We start from the raw sequence: 26021 nt of genomic DNA on the forward strand, positions 1-26021 counted from the left end.
GCAGGTAGGGGTTTTGTCTTTTTGGCGCAAAAGTCCTCAGGCATGCGCGCTCCTGCACCAAGTACGCGCAGCGCTGAACCGCAATCATGAAAAGTGCGTCATTTAGGGCTGAGGAATCCGCGCACAGTGTTACGCTCACGGAAACACTCAGCACGGAAACCCACCATGGAAATGAACTGGCACCAGGCCCTGCAAGAGAGCCTGAGCTGGCTGGCAATCGCCTCGTTCACCACCTTTGTCTGTTTTGCTGCAATCGCCACGCTGGCCGCCCGCTATACGCGCTGGGGCAGGCAGTTCTGGCAGCTTGCCGGGCCATATTTCAATGTCAGACGCAGCTGGCAACCGCTGTTGGTATTCGCACTGCTACTCGTACTGACCTTGTTCTCGGTGCGCCTGAACGTGCTGTTCTCGTTCTGGTACAACGGCTTCTACAGCGCCTTGCAGGGCCTTGACCAAGCTGCCTTCTGGTACCTGCTCGGTGTCTTCGCGATATTGGCCACCATCCATGTACTACGCTCGCTGTTCAACTTTTATGTAAGCCAGGCGTTCAGCATCAAATGGCGGGTCTGGCTGACCGAGCGCCTTACCCACGACTGGATGCAGGGTGATGCCTACTACCGTGGCCAGTTCCTCGCTGAGCCGGTAGACAACCCTGACCAGCGTATCGAACTCGACGTCAACGCCTTCGTCAGCAACTCGGTAACCCTGGCCCTGGGCGCGGTCAGTGCGCTGGTGTCGTTGGTGGCCTTCACCGGAATCCTCTGGGGGTTGTCCGCCCCACTGGCGGTCGCCGGCATGGAGATCCCGCGGGCGATGGTATTTGCTGTGTACCTGTATGTCATCGTAGCTACCTGGATTGCCTTCCGCCTCGGCCGTCCACTGATTCGCCTGAACTTCCTCAATGAGAAGCTCACCGCCAACTTCCGTTATGCCCTGATGCGCCTGCGCGAGAACGCCGAGAACATTGCCTTCTACCAGGGGGCGCAAGTAGAGCGTGGCACCTTGCTGGGTCGCTTTGGCGCCTTGATCCTGAACGCTTGGGCACTGGTTTACCGAAACCTCAAGTTCAGCGGTTTCAACCTGGGTGTCAGTCAGGTTGCGGTGGTATTTCCGTTCATTCTCCAGGCCCCACGCTTTTTCAGCGGGGCGATCAAGCTGGGCGATGTCATGCAGACCTCCCAGGCCTTCGGCCAGGTGCAGGATTCGTTGTCGTTTTTCCGCGAATCCTATGATGCGTTCGCCCAGTATCGGGCGACCCTCGACCGTCTTACCGGTTTCCTCGATGCCAACGAGCAGGCGAGTGCCTTGCCACGTATTACTACCCAAGACCAGGCGCACGCCCTGGAGATCACTCAGTTGCAGGTGCTGCGCCCGGACGGGCACACCCTGATCGCCGATCTGGATCTTGACCTGCGCGCCGGCCAGGCCCTGCTGATCAAGGGCCCGTCCGGCAGCGGCAAGACCACGCTGCTACGTGCGCTGGCGGGCCTCTGGCCGTATGCCAAAGGCATGGTCAGGCGGCCGATGGGCCATCAGGCATTGTTCCTGTCGCAGCGGCCTTACCTGCCGCTGGGCGATCTGCGCGCTGTCATTGCCTACCCGGAGGCTGGCAACCCGGAAGACGCAACACGCATGCAGCAGGTGCTGCGCCAGGTCAATCTTGGCCATCTCGCCGAGCGGTTGGAAGTCAATTGTGACTGGTCACACATTCTCTCGGTTGGCGAACAGCAGCGCCTGGCGTTCGCCCGGGTGCTGTTCAATCGGCCCCAGGTGGTTTTCCTCGACGAGTCCACATCCGCCATGGACGAAGGTCTCGAGCATACCTTGTACTCGCTGTTGCGCACGGAAATGCCAACCACCTTGCTGGTCAGTGTCGGGCACCGCAGCACGTTGGCCGAGTTCCATACTCATCGTCTGGAGGTGGATGGGCAGGGTGGATGGTCACTATTGGAGCAGCACCCGGCGCTGGTGTAGTGGGTTTCAGCGCACAACCGTGAATGGGCCTTCAGCCGGCTTCAGCGCAGCAATGCCATGCCCAGCAGCGTGAAGCCGGCAAACCCCGCGCCGGCCAGGAAGGTTGCATGGAAACCGGCTGCATCCCACAGCAGTCCAGCGACCACGCTGGCCGCCAGCAGCGCCACTCCGGTCAGCAGGTTGAACAGTCCGAAAGCCGTACCGCGCAAGTCGACGGGGGCGCTGTCGGCAATCATGGCGGCAAAAATGCCTTGGCTGAAACCCAGGTGCAGCCCCCAGGCGGCAACCCCCAGGGCCAGCCCGGCCCAGCCTGGCAGCAAGGCCAGCAGCAGGTCGGCGGCGATCAGCAGGCCCAGCCCCAACATCAATACGGCCCGGCGACCCAGGCGGTCCGACAGGGCACCTGCGGGGTAGGCCGACAGCGAGTAGGCCAAGGCCATGAGCACCAGCACCGCCGGTGCCCACAACGGCGCCAGGCCCATGTCCTGTGCGCGCAGCAATAAAAACGCCTCGCTGAAGCGAGCAAGGGTGAACAGGGTGGCCAGGCTGATCAGCCGCCAATACGCCGGCCCCAGGCGGACCAGGGCATGCACTGCCAGCGGTGATCGCACCGGTCTGGAGGTGGCTGGCGTTTCGGGCTCATGCACGAAGGCGATGAGGATATACACCGCCAGAAACGCCGGAATCACCGCCACCCAGAACACCGTCTGGAAATGGCTTGCCGTGAACCACATCAAGGCGATCGCCAGCAACGGCCCAAGGAAGGCACCGACGGTGTCGAGTGCCTGGCGCAGGCCGAAGGCGGCGCCGCGCAGTTCGACCGGCGTGACATCGGCCACCAGCGCGTCCCGCGGCGCTCCGCGGATACCTTTGCCGACCCGGTCGACGAAACGCGCCGCGACCAGCCACTCCAGCCCCGAGGCCAAGGGGAATACCGGCTTGGTCAGCGCCCCCAGGCCATAGCCCAGCACTGTCAGCAGCTTGCGTTTGCCCAAGCGGTCGCTCAGGGCGCCAGAAAACACCTTGGTGATCGAGGCGGTCGCCTCGGCGATGCCCTCGATCACACCCACTGCTACCACCGAGGTGCCGAGCACCGTGACCATGTACAACGGCAGCAGGGCGTGGATCATTTCCGAAGAAATATCCATGAACATCGACACGAAGCCCAACGCCCAGACGCTGCGGGGGATCTTCAGCAGGTGTTTGCTGGCGCCCATCGGGCGGCTTTGCTCGCGGCTGTGCATCGCGGGTATCTGCAGGATCGCTACGCTCAAAACTGTAGGAGTCAGCGCGCAGGATGCAAATGCTGGCTGGCACCTACCCGCCAGGCTTCTTGTGTCGCGACAGTGGCTCCCGAGCACGATTGTAGCGGCAAGAACTGCTCCGGCATGGTAAACCATGCATCCCCTGCCACGCGTGAGAAAAAACCGGTGAAAGCCGTGCGCCTGACCCTGATCTGCCATGCCCTGACCCACGCCCAGAAGACCGGACGTCTGCAGCATGCCGACGACGGTATCCTGCCCTTGGCCGAGCAGCCTTTCGCTGACCTTTCCGGGGTGTCGGTGCTGACTGCGCCGGAGCGGCGGGCCTGCGAAACGGCAGCATTGTTGTCGGGCCCGGTGGAGGTCGAGGCGGCGCTGGCCGATTGCGACCTGGGGCATTGGCACGGGCTGACACTGAAGCAGTTGCAGGCCGAGCAACCGCAGGCATTGGCCGAGTGGCTGCAGAGCCCGACCAGCAACGTGCATGGGGGTGAATCGTTCGTTACGCTTTGCCAGCGCATGGCCGCCTGGTTGGCGGCTTTCGACAGGCCGGGAGAATGGCTGGCGGTCACCCACCCGTTGGTCATGCGCGCGGTGCTGGTAGAGGTACTCGGCTGCCCGTTGAGTGCCGCCCAGCGGATCGACGTGTTGCCGCTGTCGCGGCTAGCGCTGAGTTTTACCGGGCAGTGGCGTTTGCGCCTGGTATGAGGTTCAGAACGCCAGCTTGTAGCCGATCAGCAACAGCATCGCCGCCAGGCACGGGCGCAGCACGCGGTCGGAAACCCTCCCGGTGAGGTGGCTGCCCAGGTAGATGCCCGGCAGCGAGCCCAGCAACAGGTAACCCAGCAGCGACCAGTCCATGTTGCCCATACCTGCGTGGCCCAGGCCCGCCACCAGGGTCAGCGGCACGGCATGGGCGATTTCGGTACCGACCAGGCGGCGCGTGACCAGGAACGGGTACAGCAGGAACAACGCCACGGTACCCAGGGCGCCGGCACCGATCGAGGTGAGGGTGACCATTACCCCGAGCACCACGCCAGTGAGGACGGTGAGGACGTTGAGGCTGCGGTCGCTGAGGTGATAGTGGTCACCGGCATGACGGCTGGCGAAGGCTTGCAGGCGCGACTTGAACAGGATGGCCAGCGCGGTCAGGATCAGCACCACCGCCAGGCCTTGCTTGATGATGGCGTTGAGTGCCGAGGTGTCGGTATGCAGGGTGCTGAGGAACCACAGGGTCAGCGCCGCTGCGGGCACGCTGCCAAGGCTGAGCAGGCCGGTAATCTTCCAGTCGACGTTGTTGTTGCGTGCATGCACCCAGACGCCACTGGCCTTGGTCACGGCAGCATAGAGCAGATCGGTACCGACGGCCGTTGCCGGGCTGATGCCAAACCACAACAGGATCGGGGTCATCAGCGAACCGCCACCGACGCCGGTCATGCCGACGATGAAACCCACGATCAGTCCCGCAATGGTGAAACCGAAAGAACCTACATCCATACGCTACTCGACTGCCCAACTTTGCCCGTTATCGGATGCAGCCAGCATATAGATTTTTTTATAGCCAAATAGACTTGTTCGTTATTAGGTTATAACCGAGGTTGGCCCCGCCCAGTTTGCCCGACAGCGCGGCTCAGCGATCGGTCAACACCGAAATGGCCACGCTCGCGCGCGATGATACGTGCATGGTTCGGTGTCATGTGGCGCTCGGGAAAGTCGCCAGCGATCGGGTGCAACATCGAAGCCATGGCCACCTTGAGTGGGGCGATGTCACGTCTGGACAGCGTGGCGGACCTGCCGATGCCGATGTTGTCGGTACGGCGGGGCAGGGCTGTGAAAGCGGCGGTGGCGTAGAGGCGGCCCAGGCGGCAACCGGTTGTTGCCGCCTGGGCCCAAGGGTCAGATCCTGAAGCTGCCCACCAGCTGCTTCAGACGCCCGGCCTGCTGGGCCAGTTGGTCGCAATGGCGCAGGGTCTCGTTGAGGTTTTCCACCCCTTGCTGGTTCAACGCGTTGATTTGGGTGATGTCCAGGTTGAGGCTCTCGACCACGGCGGTCTGTTCCTCGGTAGCGGTCGCCACCGACTGGTTCATGCCATCGATCTCACCAATGCGCTGGGTCACGCTGGCCAGGCGCTCGCCGGCCTGGTTGGCCACTTGCACGGTCTGCTCGCTGGAAACCTGACTGGTGTTCATGGTGTGCACCGCTTCCCGCGAGCCGACCTGCAGGCTGGTGATCATGCGGTGGATCTCTTCCGCCGATTCCTGGGTACGGTGCGCCAGGTTACGGACCTCGTCGGCCACCACGGCAAAGCCACGGCCGGCTTCACCGGCACGGGCTGCCTCGATGGCGGCGTTCAGCGCCAGCAGGTTGGTCTGCTGCGAGATGCCTTTGATCACATCGAGGATCTTGCCGATTTCGTCGGTGCTGGCGTTGAGCGTTTCGATCTGCGCGCAGGATTCGCTGATGCGCTGCGACAGCGCGGTCATGGCATTGATCGCCTCTTCGACCACCTCACGGCCACCATGGGCCTGTTCGCTGGCACCACTGGCATGCTGCGAAGCATCGGCGGCGTTGCGGGCGATTTCCTGGGTGGCAGCCCCCAGTTGGTTGATTGCCGCTGCGACGCTGTTGGTGCGCATGCTCTGCTCTTCAGAGCCGATGATCGAAGCGTTCGAGGCGTTGATCACTTTCTCCGACAGGTCGTGCACCAGGCGGGTGGCCGAGGACACTTCGCTGATCGAGGCGTGAATGCGCTCGACAAAGCGGTTGAACGAGCTGGCCAGCTCGCCGAATTCGTCCTTGTTCTGCACGGTCAGGCGACGGGTAAGGTCACCTTCGCCCTCGGCAATGTCACGCATGGCGCGGCCCATGGTGGTCAGCGGGCTCATCAGCACCGGGATCAGCAAGCCGAGCAGGCCGGCGATGACAGCCACGGCGATCAGCATGGCGATGATCGCCGAGGTGCGGAACTGGCTGAGCGCGGCGTAGGCCTTGTCCTTGTCGATCGACAGGCCGATGTACCATTGCGCCGAAGGCAGGCCGGCCACCGGGGCGAAGGAGATGATGCGGTCCTGGCCATTGAGGATGACGTCCTGCATGCCGGTGGCAACCCGCAGGTTGCTGCCAGGGTAGATATCCTTCAGGTTCTTCATCACCTGGTCTTTGTCGGGGCTGACGATCACCTGGCCATTGCTGTCGGCCAGGAAGGCATGGCCAATGCCGCCGAAATCGACCGAGTTGATGATCTCGACCAGGGTATCGAGGGTCACGTCACCGCCGACCACGCCCATGAGCTCGCCACTGGCCTTGCTCTTCACCGGCGTGGCAATGGTGACCATCAGGCCACCAACAGCACCTTGGTACGGGGCGGTCAGTACCGTCTGCCCGGCGTTGGCTGCAGCGCCATACCAGGGCCGCTGACGTGGGTCATAACCAGCGGGCATCTGCGCATCGGGGCGCTGGGTGAATGCGCCGTTGGCCTGGCCGAGGTAGGTGAACAGGAAATTGCGTGTGTAGGAAGGTTGCTCGATCAGCCCCGCCAAGTTGTCACCGGCACCTTGCTCGGCGATATCCTGGGCCAGGTTTTCCAGCACCAGGATGCGCCCGCTCATCCAGTTCTGCACGCTGCTGGCAGTCAGTGCACCGGACTGCTGTACCGAGGCCTCGATGTTCTGGCGGATGGTGTTGCGCTGCAGGTAGTCGTTGTAGAGCGTGAACAGGGCGAATGCCAGGACCACGACACCGCAGGCGCTGAGCAGGATCTTGTGGCGAAATTTCAGGTTCATGTTTCGAGACCTTGGGCCATTGAGGGGAGGAGCGCAGCGCGCTCATGACACACTGCGGAACCTATCGTTAGGGATATCGGCGTGCGCGGTAAAAGGTTGAAGCGCCTAAGGAAATTTCTGACAGCCGTTTCGACGGGCGGTATTCACTGGCTGCACAGCTGCTCGATCAACAGGCGAGCGCCCTGTCGCAGCGGTTGTTGCTTGCGCCAGAGGATGTGTACCGGTAACTGCAACTCGTTGCGCGTGTTGTGGAAATCCAGCCGCACCAGGCGACCGCAGGCCAGCAATGGCGCGACCCGCGACAGCGGCAGGTCGCCCCAGCCCAGCCCGGCCTCGACCATCTGCAGGGCGAGGTCGAAGCTGTCAGTGGACCAGTGCGTGGCACCGATCAGCGGGCGCGGGTCGCTCAGCGGCAAGTCTCGGCTGCGAACCAGGATCTGGCGCACCCGGGTCAGGTCCTCGAGGTACTGGATGCGCCCATCGTGCAAGGCCGGGTGGGCAGGGGACAAGGTGGCTACCAGCGACTCCATGCCAATGTGCTGGAAGCCGCGGCGGACATCGACCTGCAGCCCGGCAAAGGCCACGCAGAGGTCGGCACGGCCGCTGTCCAGGAGCTGCAGGGCTTCTTCCTGCGGGGCGCTGAGCAGGGCGATGTCCAACAGCGGGTGGCGTTCACCGAGGCTGGCGATGGCGGCCAGCAGTGGACGGTGGTCGACATCCGGCACTACCGCCAGGGTCAGGCTGCTTTCCAGGCCCTGGGACAGCTCCAGTGCATGTACCTGCAGCAGCCCCAATTGCTCGGCGATCAGCCGGGCGTGGGGTTCCAGGGCCAGCGCCTGTGCGGTCGGACGCACCTCGCGCGGTCCACGTTGGAAAAGGCTGTAGCCCAGTTCAGCCTCAAGGTTTGCAATGGCCATGCTCACCGCCGAAGGCACGCGCTGCAGCATGCGCGCGGCGGCGGAAAACGAACCGCGGTCGAGCACGGCGAGAAACAGCTGGATGTTGTCGCTGGAAAAGTTCATGGCAGCCTCCTTTCAGTGGATCTGACAGCTGCTGACTTTTTCTGTCAAGAACGATGAAGCATGATCGCACCCCATCGTTTTTTCGACATCAAGAGGTAACCCCGTGCAGGGACTCAAACGCAAACTGGTCTACGTGGCTTTCTATGAACTGATCGGGTTGTGCATGTCGACCCTCGGGCTGGCCTACCTGTCGGATACCCAGGCTTCGCATACCGGGCCTCTGGCGGTCATGATCACCACCATCGCCATGCTCTGGAACCTTATCTACAACACGCTGTTCGAGTGCTGGGAAAGCCGCCAGGCCACGCGCGGGCGCAGCGTGGCGCGACGCCTGGCGCATGCCATCGGCTTCCAGCTGACCCTGGTGGTCTACCTGATACCGCTGATTGCCTGGTGGCTGGACATGACACTGTTGCAGGCGTTACTGGTGGACATGGCCTTCATTGTGCTGGTGCCGTGCTACACCTTTGCCTACAACTGGGCGTTCGACCGGATCTTCGGCTTGCCCAGCTCGGCCATGGCGCCAGCCTGATGCCGCCTGTGTCAGCGACAGGGGCGGTACAGGCGGGCTCTAAGGCGGCAGGCGTATGATCAAAGGCTCCTGTTGCTGTTTCACCTGCTGCTCGACTGCTTGTTCGGCTGGCCGTGGCGCACTCGCCAGCAGGCTGTCCTCAACCTGCCCGGACAGGTAGTACACGCCCGCCATGGCACCACTCTGGCGGTTCTCCATCAGCTCTTGCCATTCCTGGTTCAACGCCACGTTGAGGATCACCCGCAACTGCTCGACCATCTGCGGGTGTTCGCGGTCATGGGTCATCATCCCGTAGCCGGCTGCGGCAAGCGAAATCATCGCCCCCGCCACCTTGCCTACGGCCGACGCCACGGCGCTGGCGATACCGCGTGGGGCCAAGGTTGCGCCGAGCTTCTCGCTGGCCTGTGTGGCCACTGAATTCAGCCCGACATCTGTCCTGCCGGGGCCTTTGCTCGCCTGTTGATGCAAGTGCTGGCGCAGGGCTTGCCAGGCCGGTTGCTGGGCAAGTGACTTGGCCCGTAGCAGTTGGTACAGGCTGGCGTTGCGTGCATCCGGTGGTCCCAGTGCGATGGCCGGAATGCGGTTGAGGCGTTGGCTGAACTGCTCGGGAGGGGCGTTGTAGCGGCCGATGATAGCTGGCAGTTGCTGGCCGAGCAGTTGCAGGTACAGCTCGCAGGCACGGTCGCGAATGCCCTCTGGGTTGACCTGCTCGGCCACTGGCTCGATCACCCGTTTGTGGTACTGCTCCTGCAGGTACACCGCCAGGCGTTTTTCTGCCGGCTCGCGGCCTTCGCCGCTGTCGAGCTTGTACCAGGCCACTTTGAGGGTCAGCCATTGCTGGGTCCAGTAGCCGGTAAACCATGGGATGAAGTCGCTTTCGGTACGCTGCTGTACTTGTTCCTTCCATACTCGCATCGAGCGCCGGGCATAGTCGTTGGCCGAACCGGCAGCACCGGCCGAAGCCTCGATCAGTTCCTGGTCGATGCGTTGCCAGGTGGCGACGGTGAGTACCACTGGTGGCGGCGGGGCAGGCGGACGCTTGCCCGCGCAACCGGCGAGGGCCAGCAGCAAGCATGGCAGCAGAAGAACTCGAACGCTCACGCAACTGCCTCCTTGGTAGAGGCCGAGGTGGTCATTGCAGTATAGGGCCGCCTGGAGGGGGCTGCGTGCAGCCCATCGGCTCCTGCAGGCTTTATTCCAGGTCGAGTTTTTCTTCCAGGCGGTCGAGGTGCTGGTGCATCAGCGCCAGGGCCGCTTCGGCGTCACCTTGCTCCACGGCATCAATGATCGCCGCGTGCTCTTGCCACGCGCAGTGGTCGCAGCACGGCGATTCGTAGCGGGCGATGATCAGCGAGGTCATCGGCACCAGCCCATTGAGAAAGCGTGCCAGTGGCGTATTGGCAGCCACCTGGGCCAGCTTCAGGTGAAATTCGCCGCCCAGGCGGATCGCTGCGCAGCGCTCACCGCTTTCATGGTGCTGGCGCTCGCGCTCCACCAATTGCCGCAATTGGCGTATCTGCAGCGGCCGGGCGCGCTGGGCGGCCAGGGTGATCAAGGTGGTTTCGGCCAGACGCCGGGCACTCAGTACCTGGCGTGCCTGCGCCGGGTCGGGCGCGGCCAGGTGCGCGGTGTGGCTGGGGCGCTGCACCACCACCTGCTGGTCGGAAAGGCGCCCGAGCACGCGGCGGATTACCGTACGGCTGACGCCGAACGCATGGCCCAGCGCCTGTTCGGGCAGGAGGCTGCCGGGAGGCAGGCGCTGTTCAAGAATGGCATCGAACAGCCGCGGGTAGATCTGCTCGGCCGACAGGCGGGTTTCGCCGGCCGCGAGCAGGGCCGGCAAGTGAGGGGCGGCATTCATGGTCGCTCTCCTGGGGTCATGGATGCGGGTGTTCGTCCGGAATGTTCAGGGCGATGCCCATGCGCAAGCCTTCGGCGAGGATATGCTGGCGCATCTGGACACTGGCCTGGGCGCTATTGCGTGCGCGGATGGCACGCACCACCGCTTCGTTTTCCTGCAGCCGGGCGGCGAGGTGCTCTGGCGACTTGCGCAGCATGTCGGCGCTCTGCTTGAGGGCATTGCCGGTCTGCTGCACCACGCTCTGGAAGATCGGGTTGGTGGTCAGGGCGAACAGGGCTTCATGGAAGGCAATGTAGGCCCTGACCCCGGCTTCGCTGTCTGCGGCTTCCAGCGCTTCGCGCATATCCATGAGGGTCAGGCGCAGTTGGCCGATGTCCTGGCTGTTGGCCGACTGTGCCACCAGGCCGACGATGAACGGTTCGAGGGTATAGCGCAGCTCCAGCACGTCGGCCAGGCTGGCCGCGGCGCTGGAGTCCGGGATGGGCTCCTGAACGGCGACATCGGCGTCCAGCACCAGCACGCCCTTGCCTGGCAGCGAGCGCACCAGGCCCAGCGTTTCCAGCACGGTCACCGCTTCGCGCAGGCTCGGCCGGCTGATGCCCAGTTGTTCGGCCAGCTCGCGCTGGCCCGGCAGCATGTCACCGCTGCGCCACTGGCCACGGGCGAGGGCCTGGCGCAGTTTTTCCACCACTGAGTTGACGACGGTCGATGAGCTGATCACGGTTTGCTCCTGGAAGGGCCGGCACCAATGCCGGCCACGTTCGCTCAGAATTCCTGTTGATGGTTGTTGGGTTGCCTGCGCGGCGTGGCCGCGAAACCAGGTTTGCCGTCCAGCACGTTGTGCGCCCGCTCCAGGTCGATGTCCTTCTCCCAGCGGGCAATGGCCACGGTGGCCACGCAGTTGCCGATCAGGTTGGTCAGCGCCCGGCCGATACCCATGAACCAGTCCACCGCCAACACCAGCACCAGGCCGACCACCGGTATCGCCGGCACGGCGGTCAGGGTGGCGGCGAGGATCACCAGCGCCGAGCCTGGGATGCCGTGAGCGCCCTTGGAAGTCACCAGCGACACCAGCAGGATGGTCAGCAGGTCGGTCATTGCCAGCGGTGTACCGGTGGCATTGGCGATGAAGACAATGGCCAGGGTCAGGTAGATGGAGAAGCCGTCGAGGTTGAACGAGTACCCCGTAGGGATCACCAGGCCGACGGTGGAAGTACCGATCCCCAGGTGTTCGAGCTTGCGCATGACCTGTGGCAGCACGGCGTCGGAAGAGGCCGTGCCGAGGACGATGGTCAGCTCTTCGCGCAGGTACTTGATCAGCGGCAGCAGCTTCAGGCCCGACAGGCGCATGACCGTGCCCAGCACGATCAGCACGAAGCCGGCACAGGTCAGGTAGAACAGTGCCACCAGCCCACCCAGGTGTTGCAGCGATTCCAGGCCGTACTTGCTGGTCGTGAAGGCGATGGCGCCGAACACGCCAAGCGGCGCCAGGCGCACGATCATGCCCATGATGCGGAAGATCACGTGGCTCAGCTCGTTGATCAGCCGCGAGATGCCGGCTGCCGAATCGCCGACCAGGTTCAGCGCACTGCCGAACAGTACCGAGAACAGCAGCACCTGGAGGATGTTGTTGTCAGCGAAGGCGCCGATTACCGAGGTGGGGATCAGCTCCAGGAAGAACGCCGTGGCACCGTGGATGTGCTGGCCGCGTTCGGCCAGGCTGCTGGCATCGGCACTGGACAGCTGGTCCAGGTGGATATTGGCGCCGCTGCCGATGCCGCTGCTGAAGGCAAACACCAGGCCTATCACCAGCGCCAGGGTGGTCAGCACTTCGAAGTAGATCACCGACTTCAGGCCGATACGCCCGACCTTCTTCAGGTCGCCAGCGCCAGAGATGCCGCTGACTACCACACAGAACACGATCAGGCCGATGAGCATCTTGATCAGTTTGATGAAGCCGTCGCCAAGCGGTTTCAGTTGCAGGGAAAGGTCGGGGAAGCTGAGGCCGCAGGCGATGCCGAGGGCAAGGCCGAGCACGACTTGAAGGAAGATCGAACGCGAGCACCATTTGAGCATGGGGAGGAGTCTCTGATCGGTGTCCTTGCTTCGGTAGCCGCACGGGGCGAAAGAGCGCAGGACTTAATTATTGTGGTCTTACCGGTTTGTTCAGCGCGAAGCCATAAAAGCGCGAAAAATCTCACATTGCAAGGATTTTTGGCCTTACCGGTCTGACCAGTTTCGGACGTGCTCGCCTGCGAGGCTCTAGTTCAGTGCATGCCGTACAGGCATTTGCGCGAATCAGACAAGGCCTCAGCGAGTGCCTGTCACACCGCTGCAATCCGCTTGCCAGGCTGCAGCCGACCTCGTTTTTTTCGATAACGCCATGATTCATAAGGTTTATTTGCTTTATGCCGCTGAACTCGTAGAATCCGCGCGCGACCGGCCAGTCACGAAGCGGCCGATGCTTGGGGTGGTTATCCCAATAATCGGCCGCGAGCTGGCGTCTGGCGTTTATATGAATGGAGTCTCATAGTGCGTCTCAATCTCCCGGTCACCCCGGTCGAGCAACGTTTCCCCGCTGATCAGCGGCTGATTTCTGCAACCGACACGGCCAGCCTGATCACCTACTGCAACCCTGAATTCGCCGCCATCAGTGGCTACAGCGAGGCCGAACTGATCGGCAGCCCGCACAACCTGGTGCGCCATCCGGACATGCCGCCTGCGGTATACGAACTGATGTGGCGGCACCTCAAGGCCGGCAAGAGCTGGATGGGCATCGTCAAGAACCGCTGCCGCAACGGCGATTACTACTGGGTCAACGCTTACGTCACGCCGATCTTCGAGGCCGGGCGTGTGGTGGGCTATGAGTCGGTACGGGTGTGCCCGACGCGTGAACAGGTAGCCCGGGCCGAGGCCCTGTATGCGCGCATGCGCAACGGCCAGGCCGTGTTGCCGTGGCCACGGCGCCTGTTGTTGCTGGCGCGCGACCTGGCCGTGCCGCTTGCGGGCGGGGGGGTGGCGCTGGGGGCCAACCAGCTGTGGCCTGGCCCGGTAGCGCAAGGGCTGACCCTGGGGTTGTTCCTGGCCTGTGGGTGGCTGGCACGCAATACCGTGGGGCGCCAGTTGCAGTTGATCGTGCAGGGCGCCGACGGCGCTTTCGCCGACCCGGTCGCCGCCTTGACCTACAGCGACTTGCCCGGTGCTGCCGGGCAACTGCAGCTGATGCTGATCAGCGAGGAGGCGCGGCTGAAGACTGCGCTGACCCGGTTGAGCGACCTGGCGGCACAGATGGCCGTGGCTGCCCATGATGCCGGTGAACTGTCGCGCAGTACCGAGGCGGCGCTGCTGCAGCAGCGTGCAGAAACCGACCTGAGCGCGACCGCCATGAACCAGATGGCAGCCTCCATCGGCGAAGTGGCTAGCCATGTACAGCTGACCGCTGCCGAAGCGCATACCGCGCACCTGCTGGCCGAGCAGGGCAGCCAGGTGGCCGATGCCAGCGGCGCGGCGATTCGCACCCTGGCGGGTACCGTGACGCAGATCAACCAGGCGGTCACGCAGCTGGCTGGCCAGACTGGCTCGATTGCCGAGGCCACCGGGATGATCCGCGGCATCGCCGAGCAGACCAACCTGCTGGCGCTCAATGCCGCCATTGAGGCGGCCCGTGCCGGCGAGCAGGGCCGCGGCTTTGCCGTGGTGGCGGATGAAGTGCGGGCACTGGCAGATAAAACCCGGCAGTCGACCCTGCATATCCAGGCTATTATCGATGCCTTGCGCAGTGGTGCCGAGGAGGCCGTGGCAATCGCCAGCCAAGGCATCGACGGTGCCGAGCAGGGCGTCGCCCAAGTGCAGGAAGCCCGCCAGGCGCTGCATGGCATCCGTGAAGCGGTGCAGCGCATCAGCGCCATGAGCCAGCAGATGGCCACGGCCTCGCAGCAGCAGTCGGCCGTGGCCGAAGACGTCTCGCGGCAGATCAATGGCGTGGCCGGCATCGCCCAGCACAGCGCCCACAGCGCCAACGCCGCCGCCTCGCGCGGCGCCGAACTGGAACAGGTGTGCGCCGGATTGCGTGCCCTTGTGGAGCGTTTCAACCGTTAAGGCAGGATGCTTTATGGATGACAACTATCGCGCGGCCGTGGACGCGGCCGCGATTTTTTCCGAAACCGACCTGCGCGGGAACATCACCTACGTCAACCAGCAGTTCTGCAGCATTTCGGGTTACAGCCGCGAAGAACTGCTTGGCGCCAACCACCGCATCCTCAATTCCGGCTTGCACGAACCGGCGTTCTTCGTCGGCATGTGGCGGGCCCTGGCCGCTGGCCGTGTATGGAAAGGCGAAATCTGCAACCGCGCCAAGGACGGTTCGTTGTACTGGGTCGACAGCACCATGGTGCCGCTGGTCGACCCGCTCAGCGGCCAGGTGCGCAAGTATGTATCGATCCGCTTCGACGTCACCGAGAAACGTCAGCTGCTGCACACCTTGCAATGGCGGGTGGGCCACGACGTGCTTACCGGCCTGCCCAACCGCGCCTATCTGTCCGACCTGCTGAACCAGGCCTTGGCCTGTTCGCGCCGCGAAGGCTTTGCGCTGGCGGTGTGCATGCTCGACCTCGATGGCTTCAAAGCGGTCAACGACGGTTACGGGCATGCCATGGGTGACTTGCTGCTGGTTGAGGTGGCGCAGCGCCTGAAGCACATCCTGCGCGAAGGGGATGCCGTGGCGCGCCTGTCGGGAGACGAGTTCGTGCTGATCCTGCGCGATGTCGATGAAGGTCGCCAGTTGCCGGCGGCGTTGGGCCGGGTGCTGCGGGCATTGGCGGCGCCCTATGTGGTGCGTGAGCAGCACCTGTCGCTCAGCGCCAGTATCGGCGTGACCCTGTACCCACAGGACGACGAGGATGCCGACACCCTGGTGCGCCATGCCGACCAGGCCATGTACGTGGCCAAGCAGCGCGGGCGCAACCGCTACCACCTGTTCGACGTGACCCAGGAGCAGGAGCTCAAGGCTACTCACCAGACCGTGGCGCGGGTGCGCCGTGCGCTGCACAACAACGAGCTGTGCCTGCATTTCCAGCCCAAGGTCAACCTGCGCAGCGGTCAGGTGCTGGGCTTCGAAGCTTTGCTGCGCTGGCAGCGGCCAGGGCGCGGGCTGGTGCCGCCCGGCGACTTCCTGCCCTGGGTCGAGCAGACCGACCTGATCGTCGAGATCGGCGAATGGGTGCTCGACCAGGCGCTGAGCCAGCTGCAAGCCTGGCAGCGCGAAGGACGGCCATGGTCGTTGAGCGTGAACATCGCTGCGCGACACTTGCAGCGCAATGACTTCGCCGAGCGTCTGCGGCAGCTGCTGACGGAGCACCCGGAGGTGGACCCGGCGCGGCTGGACCTGGAAATCGTCGAGTCGGTGGCCATCGATAACCTGGAGCACGTCGGCCGCTGCCTCGACGCCTGCCGCGCGCTGGGCGTGCGCTTTTCCCTGGATGACTTCGGTACCGGCTACTCGTCGCTGAGCTATCTCAAACGTTTGCCGACCCAGACGATCAAGATCGACCAGTCGTTCGTGCGCGACATCCTGCACGACCAGGACGACCTGGCCCTGACCCGAGCGGTGATCGGCCTGGCGCGGGCATTCGGCCGCGAAGTAATTGCCGAAGGGCTTGAGAGCGTCGAGCACGGCCGGGTGCTGATGGGCCTGGGTTGCGAACTGGCGCAGGGTTACTGCATCGCCCGGCCGATGCCGGCCAGTGAGGTCGGGAACTGGGCACAGGCCTACCGGCAGCCAACGCAGTGGCGCGACCCCTGACAGGTCGGTCGGCGCGGCAAGCATGAGTCTGCTGGTCAGCGGCCGGTGCGTTGAGTGGCGCGCTGCGGCGCCATTGCGGGTGGCTGAAGTTGCCGCAGTCGCTTGTACAGCGTGGTGCGGCTGATCCCCAGGGCACGTGCCACTGCCGAAAGATTGCCATTGGCCTGCTGCACCAGCGCTTGCAAGTCCGCTTCTGCTGGCGCCAGGGGTACTGGCAACTGCGCTTCGGCCAGGAAACCCGCAGGCAAGTGTTCCAGGCCGACCGGGCCGCTGCCGGCCAAGGCCAGCGCGACCTGTAGCACGCTTACCAGTTCACGCATATTGCCTGGCCAAGGATGCTGGTCGAACAGCTCGACAATGGCTGGCGGCAGCCGTGCAGGTTGCCGGGGGTCGCGGTATCGGGCATGCACCTGCTCGATCAGCTGGCGCCGGTCGCTGCGTTCACGCAGCGGCGGCAGCAGCACTGCCAGCCCGGCGATGCGGTAGTACAGGTCCTGCCGAAAGCGCCCGGAACGCACCTCTTCGACCAGGTCACGATTGCTCGCCGACAGCACGCGGATATCCACGGCTACCGGCTCGCCGCTGCCCAGTGGCTGGATACTGCGTGACTGCAGGACGCGCAGCAGGCGGGCCTGGGTCGGCAGCGGCATGTCGCCGATTTCATCAAGGAACAGGATGCCGTGGTCAGCCTTGCGGATCAGCCCCGGGTTGCCCTTGTGGTGGGCACCGGTGAACGCGCCTCTGTCGTAGCCGAACAGCTCGGACTCCACCAGCTCGGCGGGGATTGCCGCGCAGTTGACCGCGACCAGCGGCTGGCCTGCGCGGCTGCTGGCGCGGTGCAAGGTGTCGACGAACACTTCCTTGCCGACGCCGGTTTCCCCCTGCACCAGCACCGGGATGTCCTTCTCCAGCAGCAGGCTGGCCTGCGCCAGGGCCCTCTCCAGGCGCGGGTCGGTGCTGCCGGCGGTGGGGCGGCAGGCGGCCTCCGGGGCAGGCTGCCACTGGCAATGAAAGCGGTTGCGCCCGGTAGCCTGCAAGGCGAAGGGTTGTTGCCGGGGGTGGCTGAGCAGTTGCCGCAGCGGCAGCTGGAACAGCTGCTCGACGTTCTGCCCGAGCGGGTTGCCGCCGAGCAGGCTGTCGGCCCGGTGATTGGCCGCCAGCACCTGGCCCTGTTCGTCGAACACCAGCAGGCCGGCCCAGGGGCTGTCGAGGTTGTCGGAAGCGCTGTTGAACATCAGCTGGGCATGCCGGCCGCCATGTTCGGCGAGGATCAGGCGGTTCTCCAGGCTCTGGCTCATCATGCGTACCAGGCCAAGGGTCTGGCTGGCGGGCAGGTAGCCGTCGCTGGCGACGTCGAGCACTCCGACCAGCTGCCGTGTCGCGTCGAACAGTGGCGCGGCGGCGCTGGACATATAGCGGTTCTGGCGCAAGAAGTGCTCGTCCTGGCCCACGTGAATTGCCTCGGCGCAGACCAGTGCGGTGCCCAGGGCGTGGGTGCCGACGCCACGCTCGTGCCAGTGGGCGCCGGCGCTGAAGCCGTGCTGCTGACGCGGCTCGATGAAGCGCCGCGAGCCCCAGGTATCGAGCAGGCAGCCACTGGCATCGGCCAGCATCACCAGGTAGCTGGCATTGCCCAGCAGGTGTGCGTAATGCGGCAATACCGCCTCGCGGGTCAGGCGCAGCAGGACCTGGCGCCGCTCCAGCAGGGCGCTCAGCTCGGCGCGGGTCAGGCAGTCGAAATCCGGGGCGTGCTGGGGTTGCAGGCCGTGGTCGCGGCAGCGGGCCCAGGAGGCCTGGATCAGTTGGGCATGGGTCGAAGCGGATGCGGCCATGGGCCTGTCCTGTGTGATTGTTGTAATGGAGCCGACCGCTGTTCAGTGTCGTTCACAGTTGTTCAATGTCAAACCCGCGAGTGTTCAGTTGTTCAGCGATTGTGTTCAATTCTGAACCTGTGCCCCGACGAGGCTCCCGCGCAGGGCGCGGGCCAGACGGGGCCGGCGTAACTGGCACGAAACTGGCTGTACCCGGGCAAACAACAATCACAAGAAGGCCACGCCATGTCCCTGGTGCTGGAACAGGTCAGCCGCAGCGTCGACAACCAGGCCTGGATCGTCGATGCCTCGCTGCGCTTCGAACCCGGCTCGTTCAATGTACTGCTGGGCCGCACCCTGGCCGGCAAGACCAGCCTGATGCGCCTGATGGCCGGGCTCGACCGCCCGGACTGCGGGCGGGTGCTGATGGATGGCCAGGACGTGACCGGCGTGCCGGTGCGCCAGCGCAATGTGTCGATGGTGTATCAGCAGTTCATCAACTACCCTACCCTCAGCGTGTACGAGAACATCGCCTCGCCGCTGCGCCAGGCGCGCATCGCCGAACCGGAGATCCGCCGGCGGGTGCAGGAAACCGCCGAGATGCTGCGCATCGAAGCCTACCTGCAACGCCTGCCGCTGGAGCTGTCGGGTGGCCAGCAGCAACGCACCGCGATGGCCCGGGCGCTGGTCAAGGATGCTTCGCTGATCCTGTTCGACGAGCCGCTGGTCAACCTCGATTACAAGCTGCGCGAGGGCCTGCGCCAGGAACTGCGCGAACTGTTCGCGGCGCGCCACTGCATTGCCGTGTATGCCACCACCGAACCCAACGAGGCGTTGGCGCTGGGCGGCACCACGACCCTCGTGCACGAAGGCCGGATCGTCCAGAGCGGGGCCACCGCCGAGGTCTATCAGCGCCCCGGCAGCGTGCTGGCCGCCGAACTGTTTTCCGAGCCGCCGATCAACCTGGTACCCGGCCAAATCAGCGGTAACGAGGTGAGCCTGGCCCAGGCCGTGCACTTCGCCCGCAATGCCGACCTGCAGTCGCTTGCCGAGGGCGATTACCGCTTTGGCGTGCGGCCCAGCCACATCAGCCTGGTGCCGGCCCACGACGATGACCTGGAGCTGGCGGTGCTGGTCGAGCTTGCCGAGATCAGTGGCTCGGAGACTTTCCTGCATGTGCGCAACGACCACTGGCGCATGACCCTGCATTTGCCAGGGGTGCACGAATATCAGGTGGACACGCCGATCCGTGTGTTCATTCCCACCCACAAGCTGTTCGTATTCGACAGTGCCGGGGCGCTGGTGCAGGCCCCCGGGCTGCGCCAGGCGAGGAGAGGGTGATGGCCGAAATCCGTCTGCGCCAACTGGCGCACAGTTACAGCCTGCAGCCCGCCAGCGAGACGGACTATGCCCTGCACGCACTGGACCATGTGTGGGAGCAGGGCGGTGCCTATGCCTTGCTGGGGCCGTCGGGCTGTGGCAAATCGACTTTGCTCAATATCATCTCCGGGCTTTTGACGCCGTCCCATGGCGAGGTGCTGTTCGATGGCAAGCCGGTCAACCAGTTGCCGCCGCAGGCGCGCAACATCGCCCAGGTGTTCCAGTTTCCAGTGGTGTACGACACCCTGTCGGTGTACGACAACCTGGCGTTTCCCCTGCGCAACCAGGGGCTCGACGAAGCCCGCGTGCGCACCCGGGTGGAGGAGATTGCCGAGGTGCTCGACCTGACCGCGGCGTTGCGCAAGAAGGCGCGCAACCTCAGTGCCGACGAAAAGCAGAAAGTCTCCATGGGCCGTGGCCTGGTGCGCGACGACGTGTCGGCGATCCTGTTCGACGAGCCACTGACGGTGATCGACCCGCATCTGAAGTGGAAGCTGCGGCGCAAGCTCAAGCAGATCCACGAGCAGTTCAACATCACCATGATCTACGTCACCCACGACCAGCTGGAAGCCTCGACTTTTGCCGACAAGATCGCGGTAATGCACGGTGGGCGCATTGTCCAGTTCGGCACCCCGCGCGAGCTGTTCGAGCGGCCGCGGCACACCTTCGTCGGCTACTTCATCGGCAGCCCGGGGATGAACCTGATCGAGGTGCGTGCCGAGGCGGACGGGGTGAGCTTCGGCGATATCCACCTGCCACTGCCGGATGGCTTGCGTGAGCGTCTGGCGGCGACGGCAGGCGGGCGCTTGCAGGTCGGCATCCGCCCCGAGTTCGTGCAGCTGTGGGACAGCCCGTTCGATGATGCCTACCCGGCACGGGTGCTGGACGTCGAGGACCTGGGCACCTACCGCATTGTCACCCTAGAGCTGGGCGGCGTCGCGCTCAAGGCGCGCCAGGCTGAGGACCGCCCACTGCCTTTGGCTCAGGCCTGGGTCAGCCTGCCGACGCAGTGGTTGATGCTGTACCTCGACGATGTGCTGCTGGAGGTCGCGCCATGAACAAGGTGCCCAACAACAAGGCCTGGTGGCTGGTGCTGCCGGTGTTTCTGCTGGTGGCATTCAGTGCCGTGGTGCCGATGATGACCGTGGTCAACTACTCGGTGCAGGATATTTTCGACCAGTCCAACCGCTACTTCGTCGGTGCCGACTGGTACCGCCAGGTGCTGCGCGACCCAGCGCTGCATGAGGCGTTGCTGCGCCAGTTCATTTATTCCGCCTGCGTGCTGCTGATCGAGATCCCGTTGGGCATCGGCATTGCCCTGACCATGCCGACCAAGGGGCGCATGGCGTCGGTGTGCCTGATCGTCATGGCCATCCCGTTGCTGATCCCATGGAACGTGGTCGGCACCATCTGGCAGATCTTCGGCCGTGCCGACATCGGTTTGCTCGGCGCCACGCTCGCCAGGCTGGGGGTCAGCTACAACTACGCCGGCGACCCGTTCGACGCCTGGCTCACCGTGCTGGTGATGGACGTCTGGCACTGGACCTCGCTGGTCGCGCTGCTGTGCTATTCAGGCCTGCGCGCCATCCCCGACGTGTATTACCAGGCCGCGCGCATCGACCGCGCCTCGGGCTGGGCGGTGTTCCGCCATATACAGTTGCCGAAGCTGAAGAACGTGTTGCTGATCGCGGTAATGCTGCGCTTCATGGACAGCTTCATGATCTACACCGAGCCCTTCGTGCTGACCGGCGGCGGGCCCGGCAACGCGACCACCTTCCTCAGCCAGACCCTCACGCGCATGGCTGTGGGCCAGTTCGACCTGGGCCCGGCGGCGGCGTTTTCGCTGGTGTACTTCCTGATCATCCTGCTGGTGTCGTGGCTGTTCTACACAGCCATGACCCATGCCGACAAGGACTAGGCCATGAGCACGCGCAAATCGCTGGCCCTGCTGCTGTACTTTTTCTTCCTGCTAGTGCCGATCTACTGGCTGCTGAACATGTCGTTCAAGAGCAATACCGAGATCCTCGGTAGCCTGACCCTGTGGCCGCAGGCATTCACCCTCGACAACTACCGGGTGATCTTCACCGATGCCAGCTGGTACAGCGGTTATATCAACTCGCTGTACTACGTGTGCCTGAACACGCTGATTTCGCTGCTGGTGGCGCTACCGGCGGCGTACGCCTTCTCGCGCTACCGCTTCCTCGGCGACCGCCACCTGTTCTTCTGGCTGCTGACCAACCGCATGGCACCGCCGGCGGTGTTCCTGCTGCCGTTCTTCCAGCTGTACTCGTCGATCGGCCTGTTCGACACCCACATCGCCGTGGCCCTGGCCCACTGCCTGTTCAACGTGCCGCTGGCGGTGTGGATCCTGGAGGGCTTCATGTCGGGTGTGCCGAAGGAAATCGACGAAACGGCCTACATCGATGGGTACAGCTTCCCGCGCTTCTTTATGAAAATTTTTATTCCACTGATCGGCTCCGGCATCGGCGTCACGGCGTTCTTCTGCTTCATGTTCTCCTGGGTCGAACTGTTGCTGGCGCGCACGCTGACCTCGGTGAATGCCAAGCCGATCGCCGCGGTGATGACCCGTACCGTGTCGGCATCGGGTATCGACTGGGGTGTGCTGGCAGCGGCAGGCGTTCTGACCATCCTGCCCGGCATGCTGGTGATCTGGTTCGTTCGCAACCATGTGGCCAAGGGCTTTGCCCTTGGCCGGGTCTGAGGAGGGTAGGGCATGGAGTGGATGGCCTGGACCTTGCCGACGGCGTTGTTCTTCGCCGCCGTGGCTGTACTGCTGCTGGGCATGACCTTGCTCGAGCTGCGCCGGCCTTGCGTGGAGCGACGCGGCTTTCTACCACTGGTTACCAGCCGTGGCGACCGCTTGTTCATCGGCCTGCTGGCTTGCGCCTACCTGCATCTGCTGGTGGTTGGTGTCAGCGAGTGGCCATTGTGGGTGGCCTCGCTGCTGTCTTTGGTGTGGCTGCTGGTGGTACTGCGCTGGGGCTGAGCGAGCGGCCCTGTGGGATAACTGAAACGGGAGATCACAATGTTCGACAACAAGTACAACAGGCGACATTTGACCCTGGCCGTGTTGCTGGTGCTGGCCAGCATGCAGGGCACAGCCTGGGCCGACCAGTACGAGGACGCGGCGAAGAAATGGATCGGCAGCGAGTTCAAGCCGTCGACCCTTACCCCTGAACAGCAACTCGCCGAACTCCAGTGGTTCATCAAGGCAGCCGAGCCGTTCCGTGGGATGAAGATCAATGTAGTGTCCGAAACCATCACTACCCATGAGTACGAGTCCAAGGTGCTGGCCAAGGCCTTCAGTGAAATCACCGGTATCCAGCTGACCCACGACCTGCTGCAGGAAGGCGACGTGGTGGAAAAGCTGCAGACCCAGATGCAGTCGGACAAGAACATCTATGATGGCTGGGTTAACGATTCCGACCTGATCGGTACGCACTTTCGCTATGGCAAGGTGGAATCAATCACCGACCTGATGGCCAACGAGGGCAAGGACTACACCTCGCCGACCCTCGACCTGAAGGACTTCATCGGCATCTCCTTCACCACCGCGCCTGATGGCAAGGTCTACCAGTTGCCCGACCAGCAGTTCGCCAACCTGTACTGGTTCCGTGCCGACTGGTTCGAACGGCCCGAGCTGAAGGCCAGGTTCAAGGAAAAGTACGGTTACGAGCTGGGTGTACCGGTGAACTGGTCGGCCTACGAGGACATTGCCCGGTTCTTCACCGAAGACGTCAAGGAAATCGACGGCAAGCGCGTCTATGGCCACATGGACTATGGCAAGAAAGACCCGTCGCTGGGCTGGCGCTTCACCGACGCCTGGTTCTCCATGGCCGGTGGCGGCGACAAGGGCCTGCCCAACGGCCTGCCGGTGGACGAATGGGGCATTCGTGTGGAGGACTGCCACCCGGTGGGTTCCAGCGTGACTCGCGGTGGCGACACCAACGGCCCGGCTGCGGTCTATGCCACGCAGAAGTACGTGGACTGGATGCGTGCCTATGCGCCCAAGGAAGCCCAGGGCATGACCTTCTCCGAGGCAGGCCCGGTGCCCGCCCAGGGCAACATTGCCCAGCAGATCTTCTGGTACACCGCGTTCACCGCCGACATGACCAAGCCCGGCTTGCCAGTGGTCAATGCCGATGGCACGCCGAAGTGGCGCATGGCGCCGTCGCCGAAGGGGCCGTACTGGGAGGAGGGGATGAAGCTGGGCTACCAGGACACCGGTTCATGGACCTTCTTCAAGTCTACCCCGGAGAAGCAACGACTGGCGGCCTGGTTGTACGCCCAGTTCGTCACATCCAAGACCGTGTCGCTGAAAAAGACCATCGTCGGCCTCACGCCGATTCGTGAATCGGACATCAACTCCCAGGCGATGACCGACTTGGCGCCCAAGCTGGGCGGGCTGGTGGAGTTCTATCGCAGCCCGGCGCGGGTACAGTGGACCCCGACCGGTACCAACGTGCCGGATTATCCGCGCCTGGCGCAGTTGTGGTGGAGCCATATCGCCGAGGTGGCGAGCGGCGAGAAAACCCCGCAGGAGGCCCTGGACGGCCTGGCCCGCGACCAGGACCGGATGATGGAGCGCTTGCAGCGTTCCAACGCCCAGGCCACCTGCGCGCCGAAGTTGAACCCGGAGAAGGATGCCCAGTACTGGTTCGACCAGCCTGGTGCACCGAAACCGAAACTGGCCAACGAGAAGCCCAAGGGCGAGACCGTCAGCTACAGCGAACTGCTCAAGTCGTGGGAGGCGGCCAGGAAATGATCGGCTGAGCACCGCGCTGGCTTCTTCGCGGGTAAACCCGCTCCCACAGAGCGAGCGCCATCTTCTGGGACGGCGCGCATCCTGTGGGAGCGGGTTCACCCGCGAAAAGGCCGGGTCAGTCACCGACAAAGGTCAGGAAAAAACGGCACCTGTCAGAGGTGCCGTTTTCATATCACGCGGTGTTATTTGTGCAGCTCTTCCGCCGCATACAGGGTGTTCTCCAGCAGGCATGCCCGGGTCATCGGCCCGACGCCACCCGGCACCGGGGTGATCCAGCCCGCGCGCGGCAGGGCGGTCTCGTAGACCACGTCGCCGACCAGCTTGCCGTCGTCCTGGCGGTTGATGCCGACGTCGATGACGATGGCCCCTTGCTTGATCCATTCGCCCTTGACCAGGCCCGGCTTGCCGGCAGCCACGACCACCAGGTCGGCGCGCCCGACATGGCCGGCCAGGTCCTTGGTGAAGCGGTGGCAGACCGTCACGGTGCAGCCGGCCAGCAGCAGTTCCATGGCCATCGGGCGGCCCACGATGTTGGATGCGCCGACGATGACCGCGTTCATGCCGTACAGGTCCTGGCCAGTGCTTTCCAGCAGGGTCATGATGCCCTTCGGCGTGCACGGGCGCAGCAGCGGGATGCGTTGGGCCAGGCGGCCGATGTTGTACGGATGGAAACCGTCCACGTCCTTGTCCGGGCGAATGCGTTCGAGCAGCAGCGAGGCGTCCAGGTGCGCCGGCAGCGGCAGTTGCAGGAGGATGCCATCGACGGCCGGGTCGTCATTGAGGCGGTCGATCAGCTCGGTCAGGGCCTGCTGCGTGGTGTCGCTGGGCAGGTCGAACGCCTGCGAAATGAAACCGACCTCTTCGCAGTCCTTGCGCTTGTGCGAGACATAGACTTGGGAGGCGGGGTCGGTGCCGACCAGGATCACTGCCAGGCCGGGTGTACGCAGGCCTTGCTGGCGACGCTCCACGACACGTTGAGCGATCTGCTGGCGCAGGCTGGCGGCGATCGCCTTGCCATCGATTAGGTGTGCAGTCATAGACGCGTGATTAACCATCGAGAAGGAAACAATTAAAGAGGGCGCATTCTCGCACGACACGGGCCAAGGGCAAAGGCGGGTGGTCGGGCAAATCCCCTAAGCCCTTAAATAATTTAAATTTTTTTGAGAAAGGTGTTGACGACATTCAGGCTCGCCTATAAGATTCGCCGCACTTGTCGGGCACAGCCTAGCACTGGTTGGCGAAGTCGGGCAGAATGAGTGGTTTGACAGTTACCTGTTAAGGTCTCGTTCGGTTAGGCTTCAAGCTTAAGCGCCCGTAGCTCAGCTGGATAGAGCATCCGCCTTCTAAGCGGATGGTCGCAGGTTCGAGTCCTGCCGGGTGCGCCATTAGGCAGCTTTGGCAACAAGTGGTTGTAATGCAATATGGTGGGCGTAGCTCAGTTGGTAGAGCGCTGGATTGTGATTCCAGTTGTCGTGGGTTCGATTCCCATCGTCCACCCCATATTCTTCAAAGGCGCCGCGATAGCATCTGGCGCCTTTGTTTTAAGCGTTACGCGGACGTGGTGAAATTGGTAGACACACTGGATTTAGGTTCCAGCGGCGCAAGCTGTAAGAGTTCGAGTCTCTTCGTCCGCACCATGCTTCTGTAAGGTTGTACCGCAAGACCGCTATATGGTGGGCGTAGCTCAGTTGGTAGAGCGCTGGATTGTGATTCCAGTTGTCGTGGGTTCGATTCCCATCGTCCACCCCATATTCTTCGAAGGCGCCTTGGTCGTGAGACTGGGCGCCTTTGTTGTTTCTGGGGTGTGTGC

At 63.7% G+C, this 26021-nt stretch carries 21 protein-coding genes, 4 tRNA genes and 3 pseudogenes; 16 read left to right on the top strand and 12 right to left on the bottom strand.

Annotated elements, in window-relative coordinates:
• Positions 1-165 precede the first annotated feature (165 nt).
• Entirely contained in the window at positions 166-1974 is a 1809-nt protein-coding gene (locus tag B4L76_RS19815; RefSeq protein WP_296234861.1) for an ABC transporter ATP-binding protein/permease, read from the top strand.
• Between the two features lie 41 nt (positions 1975-2015).
• Here the strand turns inward: B4L76_RS19815 and B4L76_RS19820 are convergent, their stop codons facing one another.
• Positions 2016-3218 carry an MFS transporter gene (locus tag B4L76_RS19820; RefSeq protein ID WP_296234862.1) on the bottom strand — a complete coding sequence of 401 codons (1203 nt, stop codon included), beginning with the start codon at positions 3216-3218 and terminating at the stop codon, positions 2016-2018.
• A gap of 186 nt (positions 3219-3404) precedes the next feature.
• Here B4L76_RS19820 and B4L76_RS19825 point away from each other — a divergent pair, with 186 nt between their 5' ends.
• Positions 3405-3944: a histidine phosphatase family protein gene (locus B4L76_RS19825; protein WP_296234934.1), complete on the top strand. Its 540-nt coding sequence runs from the start codon at positions 3405-3407 to the stop codon at positions 3942-3944.
• 3 nt (positions 3945-3947) lie between these two features.
• Here B4L76_RS19825 and B4L76_RS19830 read toward each other — a convergent pair whose 3' ends face one another.
• From B4L76_RS19830 to B4L76_RS19840, 5 genes and pseudogenes are all read right to left on the bottom strand, one after another.
• A complete protein-coding gene (locus tag B4L76_RS19830; RefSeq protein WP_296234863.1) occupies positions 3948-4733 on the bottom strand; it encodes a sulfite exporter TauE/SafE family protein in 786 nt (261 codons plus the stop codon).
• A gap of 152 nt (positions 4734-4885) precedes the next feature.
• A pseudogene (locus B4L76_RS24250) lies at positions 4886-4966 on the bottom strand (XRE family transcriptional regulator); the annotation flags it as partial.
• Between the two features lie 166 nt (positions 4967-5132).
• On the bottom strand, positions 5133-5873 hold the full coding sequence (locus tag B4L76_RS24430) for a methyl-accepting chemotaxis protein (RefSeq protein ID WP_372241569.1): 741 nt from the start codon (positions 5871-5873) through the stop codon (positions 5133-5135).
• 114 nt (positions 5874-5987) lie between these two features.
• A pseudogene (gene mcpA, locus B4L76_RS24435) lies at positions 5988-7019 on the bottom strand (methyl-accepting chemotaxis protein McpA); the annotation flags it as partial.
• Between the two features lie 143 nt (positions 7020-7162).
• On the bottom strand, positions 7163-8041 hold the full coding sequence (locus tag B4L76_RS19840) for a LysR family transcriptional regulator (protein ID WP_296234865.1): 879 nt from the start codon (positions 8039-8041) through the stop codon (positions 7163-7165).
• Positions 8042-8144: 103 nt separating this feature from the next.
• Between B4L76_RS19840 and B4L76_RS19845 the strand changes: the two genes are divergently transcribed.
• A complete protein-coding gene (locus tag B4L76_RS19845) occupies positions 8145-8573 on the top strand; it encodes a PACE efflux transporter (RefSeq protein ID WP_296234866.1) in 429 nt (142 codons plus the stop codon).
• Positions 8574-8612: 39 nt separating this feature from the next.
• Here the strand turns inward: B4L76_RS19845 and B4L76_RS19850 are convergent, their stop codons facing one another.
• From B4L76_RS19850 to B4L76_RS19865, 4 genes are all read right to left on the bottom strand, one after another.
• Positions 8613-9674 carry a hypothetical protein gene (locus B4L76_RS19850; RefSeq protein ID WP_296234867.1) on the bottom strand — a complete coding sequence of 354 codons (1062 nt, stop codon included), beginning with the start codon at positions 9672-9674 and terminating at the stop codon, positions 8613-8615.
• Positions 9675-9765: 91 nt separating this feature from the next.
• A complete protein-coding gene (locus tag B4L76_RS19855) occupies positions 9766-10434 on the bottom strand; it encodes a GntR family transcriptional regulator (protein WP_296234868.1) in 669 nt (222 codons plus the stop codon).
• Positions 10435-10450: 16 nt separating this feature from the next.
• Positions 10451-11155 (bottom strand): FadR/GntR family transcriptional regulator, encoded by a 705-nt coding sequence (locus B4L76_RS19860; RefSeq protein ID WP_296234869.1) that lies wholly within the window; start codon positions 11153-11155, stop codon positions 10451-10453.
• A 44-nt stretch (positions 11156-11199) separates the two neighbouring features.
• Positions 11200-12510 (bottom strand): C4-dicarboxylate transporter DctA, encoded by a 1311-nt coding sequence (locus tag B4L76_RS19865; protein WP_296234870.1) that lies wholly within the window; start codon positions 12508-12510, stop codon positions 11200-11202.
• 456 nt (positions 12511-12966) lie between these two features.
• Between B4L76_RS19865 and B4L76_RS24440 the strand changes: the two are divergent.
• The 3 genes and pseudogenes from B4L76_RS24440 to B4L76_RS19875 form a co-directional block, all read left to right on the top strand.
• Positions 12967-13248 (top strand): annotated as a pseudogene (locus B4L76_RS24440) (PAS domain-containing protein); the annotation flags it as partial.
• 114 nt (positions 13249-13362) lie between these two features.
• Positions 13363-14532, top strand: coding sequence for a methyl-accepting chemotaxis protein (locus B4L76_RS19870; RefSeq protein ID WP_414707238.1), 1170 nt, complete (start codon positions 13363-13365; stop codon positions 14530-14532).
• Positions 14533-14545: 13 nt separating this feature from the next.
• Positions 14546-16234 (top strand): putative bifunctional diguanylate cyclase/phosphodiesterase, encoded by a 1689-nt coding sequence (locus B4L76_RS19875; protein ID WP_296234872.1) that lies wholly within the window; start codon positions 14546-14548, stop codon positions 16232-16234.
• Positions 16235-16269: 35 nt separating this feature from the next.
• Here B4L76_RS19875 and B4L76_RS19880 read toward each other — a convergent pair whose 3' ends face one another.
• Positions 16270-18066 (bottom strand): sigma-54-dependent Fis family transcriptional regulator, encoded by a 1797-nt coding sequence (locus tag B4L76_RS19880; protein ID WP_296234873.1) that lies wholly within the window; start codon positions 18064-18066, stop codon positions 16270-16272.
• Between the two features lie 225 nt (positions 18067-18291).
• On the opposite strand from B4L76_RS19880, the gene B4L76_RS19885 reads away from it, so the two are divergent.
• From B4L76_RS19885 to B4L76_RS19910, 6 genes are read left to right on the top strand one after another with little or no spacing between them, the layout of a single operon-like run.
• A complete protein-coding gene (locus B4L76_RS19885) occupies positions 18292-19386 on the top strand; it encodes an ABC transporter ATP-binding protein (RefSeq protein ID WP_296234874.1) in 1095 nt (364 codons plus the stop codon).
• Entirely contained in the window at positions 19386-20483 is a 1098-nt protein-coding gene (locus tag B4L76_RS19890) for an ABC transporter ATP-binding protein (RefSeq protein WP_296234876.1), read from the top strand. Before B4L76_RS19885 ends, B4L76_RS19890 begins: the two co-directional genes overlap by 1 nt.
• Positions 20480-21343 carry a carbohydrate ABC transporter permease gene (locus B4L76_RS19895; protein ID WP_296234878.1) on the top strand — a complete coding sequence of 288 codons (864 nt, stop codon included), beginning with the start codon at positions 20480-20482 and terminating at the stop codon, positions 21341-21343. Before B4L76_RS19890 ends, B4L76_RS19895 begins: the two co-directional genes overlap by 4 nt.
• 3 nt (positions 21344-21346) lie before the next feature.
• Positions 21347-22147 carry a carbohydrate ABC transporter permease gene (locus B4L76_RS19900; RefSeq protein ID WP_296234880.1) on the top strand — a complete coding sequence of 267 codons (801 nt, stop codon included), beginning with the start codon at positions 21347-21349 and terminating at the stop codon, positions 22145-22147.
• A gap of 12 nt (positions 22148-22159) precedes the next feature.
• Complete coding sequence (locus B4L76_RS19905; RefSeq protein WP_296234882.1) at positions 22160-22432, top strand: DUF2160 domain-containing protein; 273 nt, start codon at positions 22160-22162, stop codon at positions 22430-22432.
• A 39-nt stretch (positions 22433-22471) separates the two neighbouring features.
• The gene (locus B4L76_RS19910; protein WP_296234883.1) at positions 22472-24211 is read left to right on the top strand and encodes an ABC transporter substrate-binding protein; all 1740 of its coding nucleotides are present in this window, start codon (positions 22472-22474) and stop codon (positions 24209-24211) included.
• A 182-nt stretch (positions 24212-24393) separates the two neighbouring features.
• Here B4L76_RS19910 and folD read toward each other — a convergent pair whose 3' ends face one another.
• Entirely contained in the window at positions 24394-25248 is an 855-nt protein-coding gene (gene folD / locus B4L76_RS19915) for a bifunctional methylenetetrahydrofolate dehydrogenase/methenyltetrahydrofolate cyclohydrolase FolD (RefSeq protein WP_296234884.1), read from the bottom strand.
• A 271-nt stretch (positions 25249-25519) separates the two neighbouring features.
• On the opposite strand from folD, the gene B4L76_RS19920 reads away from it, so the two are divergent.
• From B4L76_RS19920 to B4L76_RS19935, 4 genes are all read left to right on the top strand, one after another.
• Positions 25520-25596, top strand: a tRNA-Arg gene (locus B4L76_RS19920).
• A gap of 39 nt (positions 25597-25635) precedes the next feature.
• Positions 25636-25711, top strand: a tRNA-His gene (locus tag B4L76_RS19925).
• 52 nt (positions 25712-25763) lie between these two features.
• Positions 25764-25848, top strand: a tRNA-Leu gene (locus B4L76_RS19930).
• Between the two features lie 36 nt (positions 25849-25884).
• Positions 25885-25960: transfer RNA gene (locus tag B4L76_RS19935), tRNA-His, on the top strand.
• Positions 25961-26021 lie beyond the last annotated feature (61 nt).

The organism is Pseudomonas sp. UBA4617 (assembly GCF_002386445.1).
In the GTDB taxonomy this organism is placed as follows: Bacteria; Pseudomonadota; Gammaproteobacteria; order Pseudomonadales; family Pseudomonadaceae; genus Aquipseudomonas.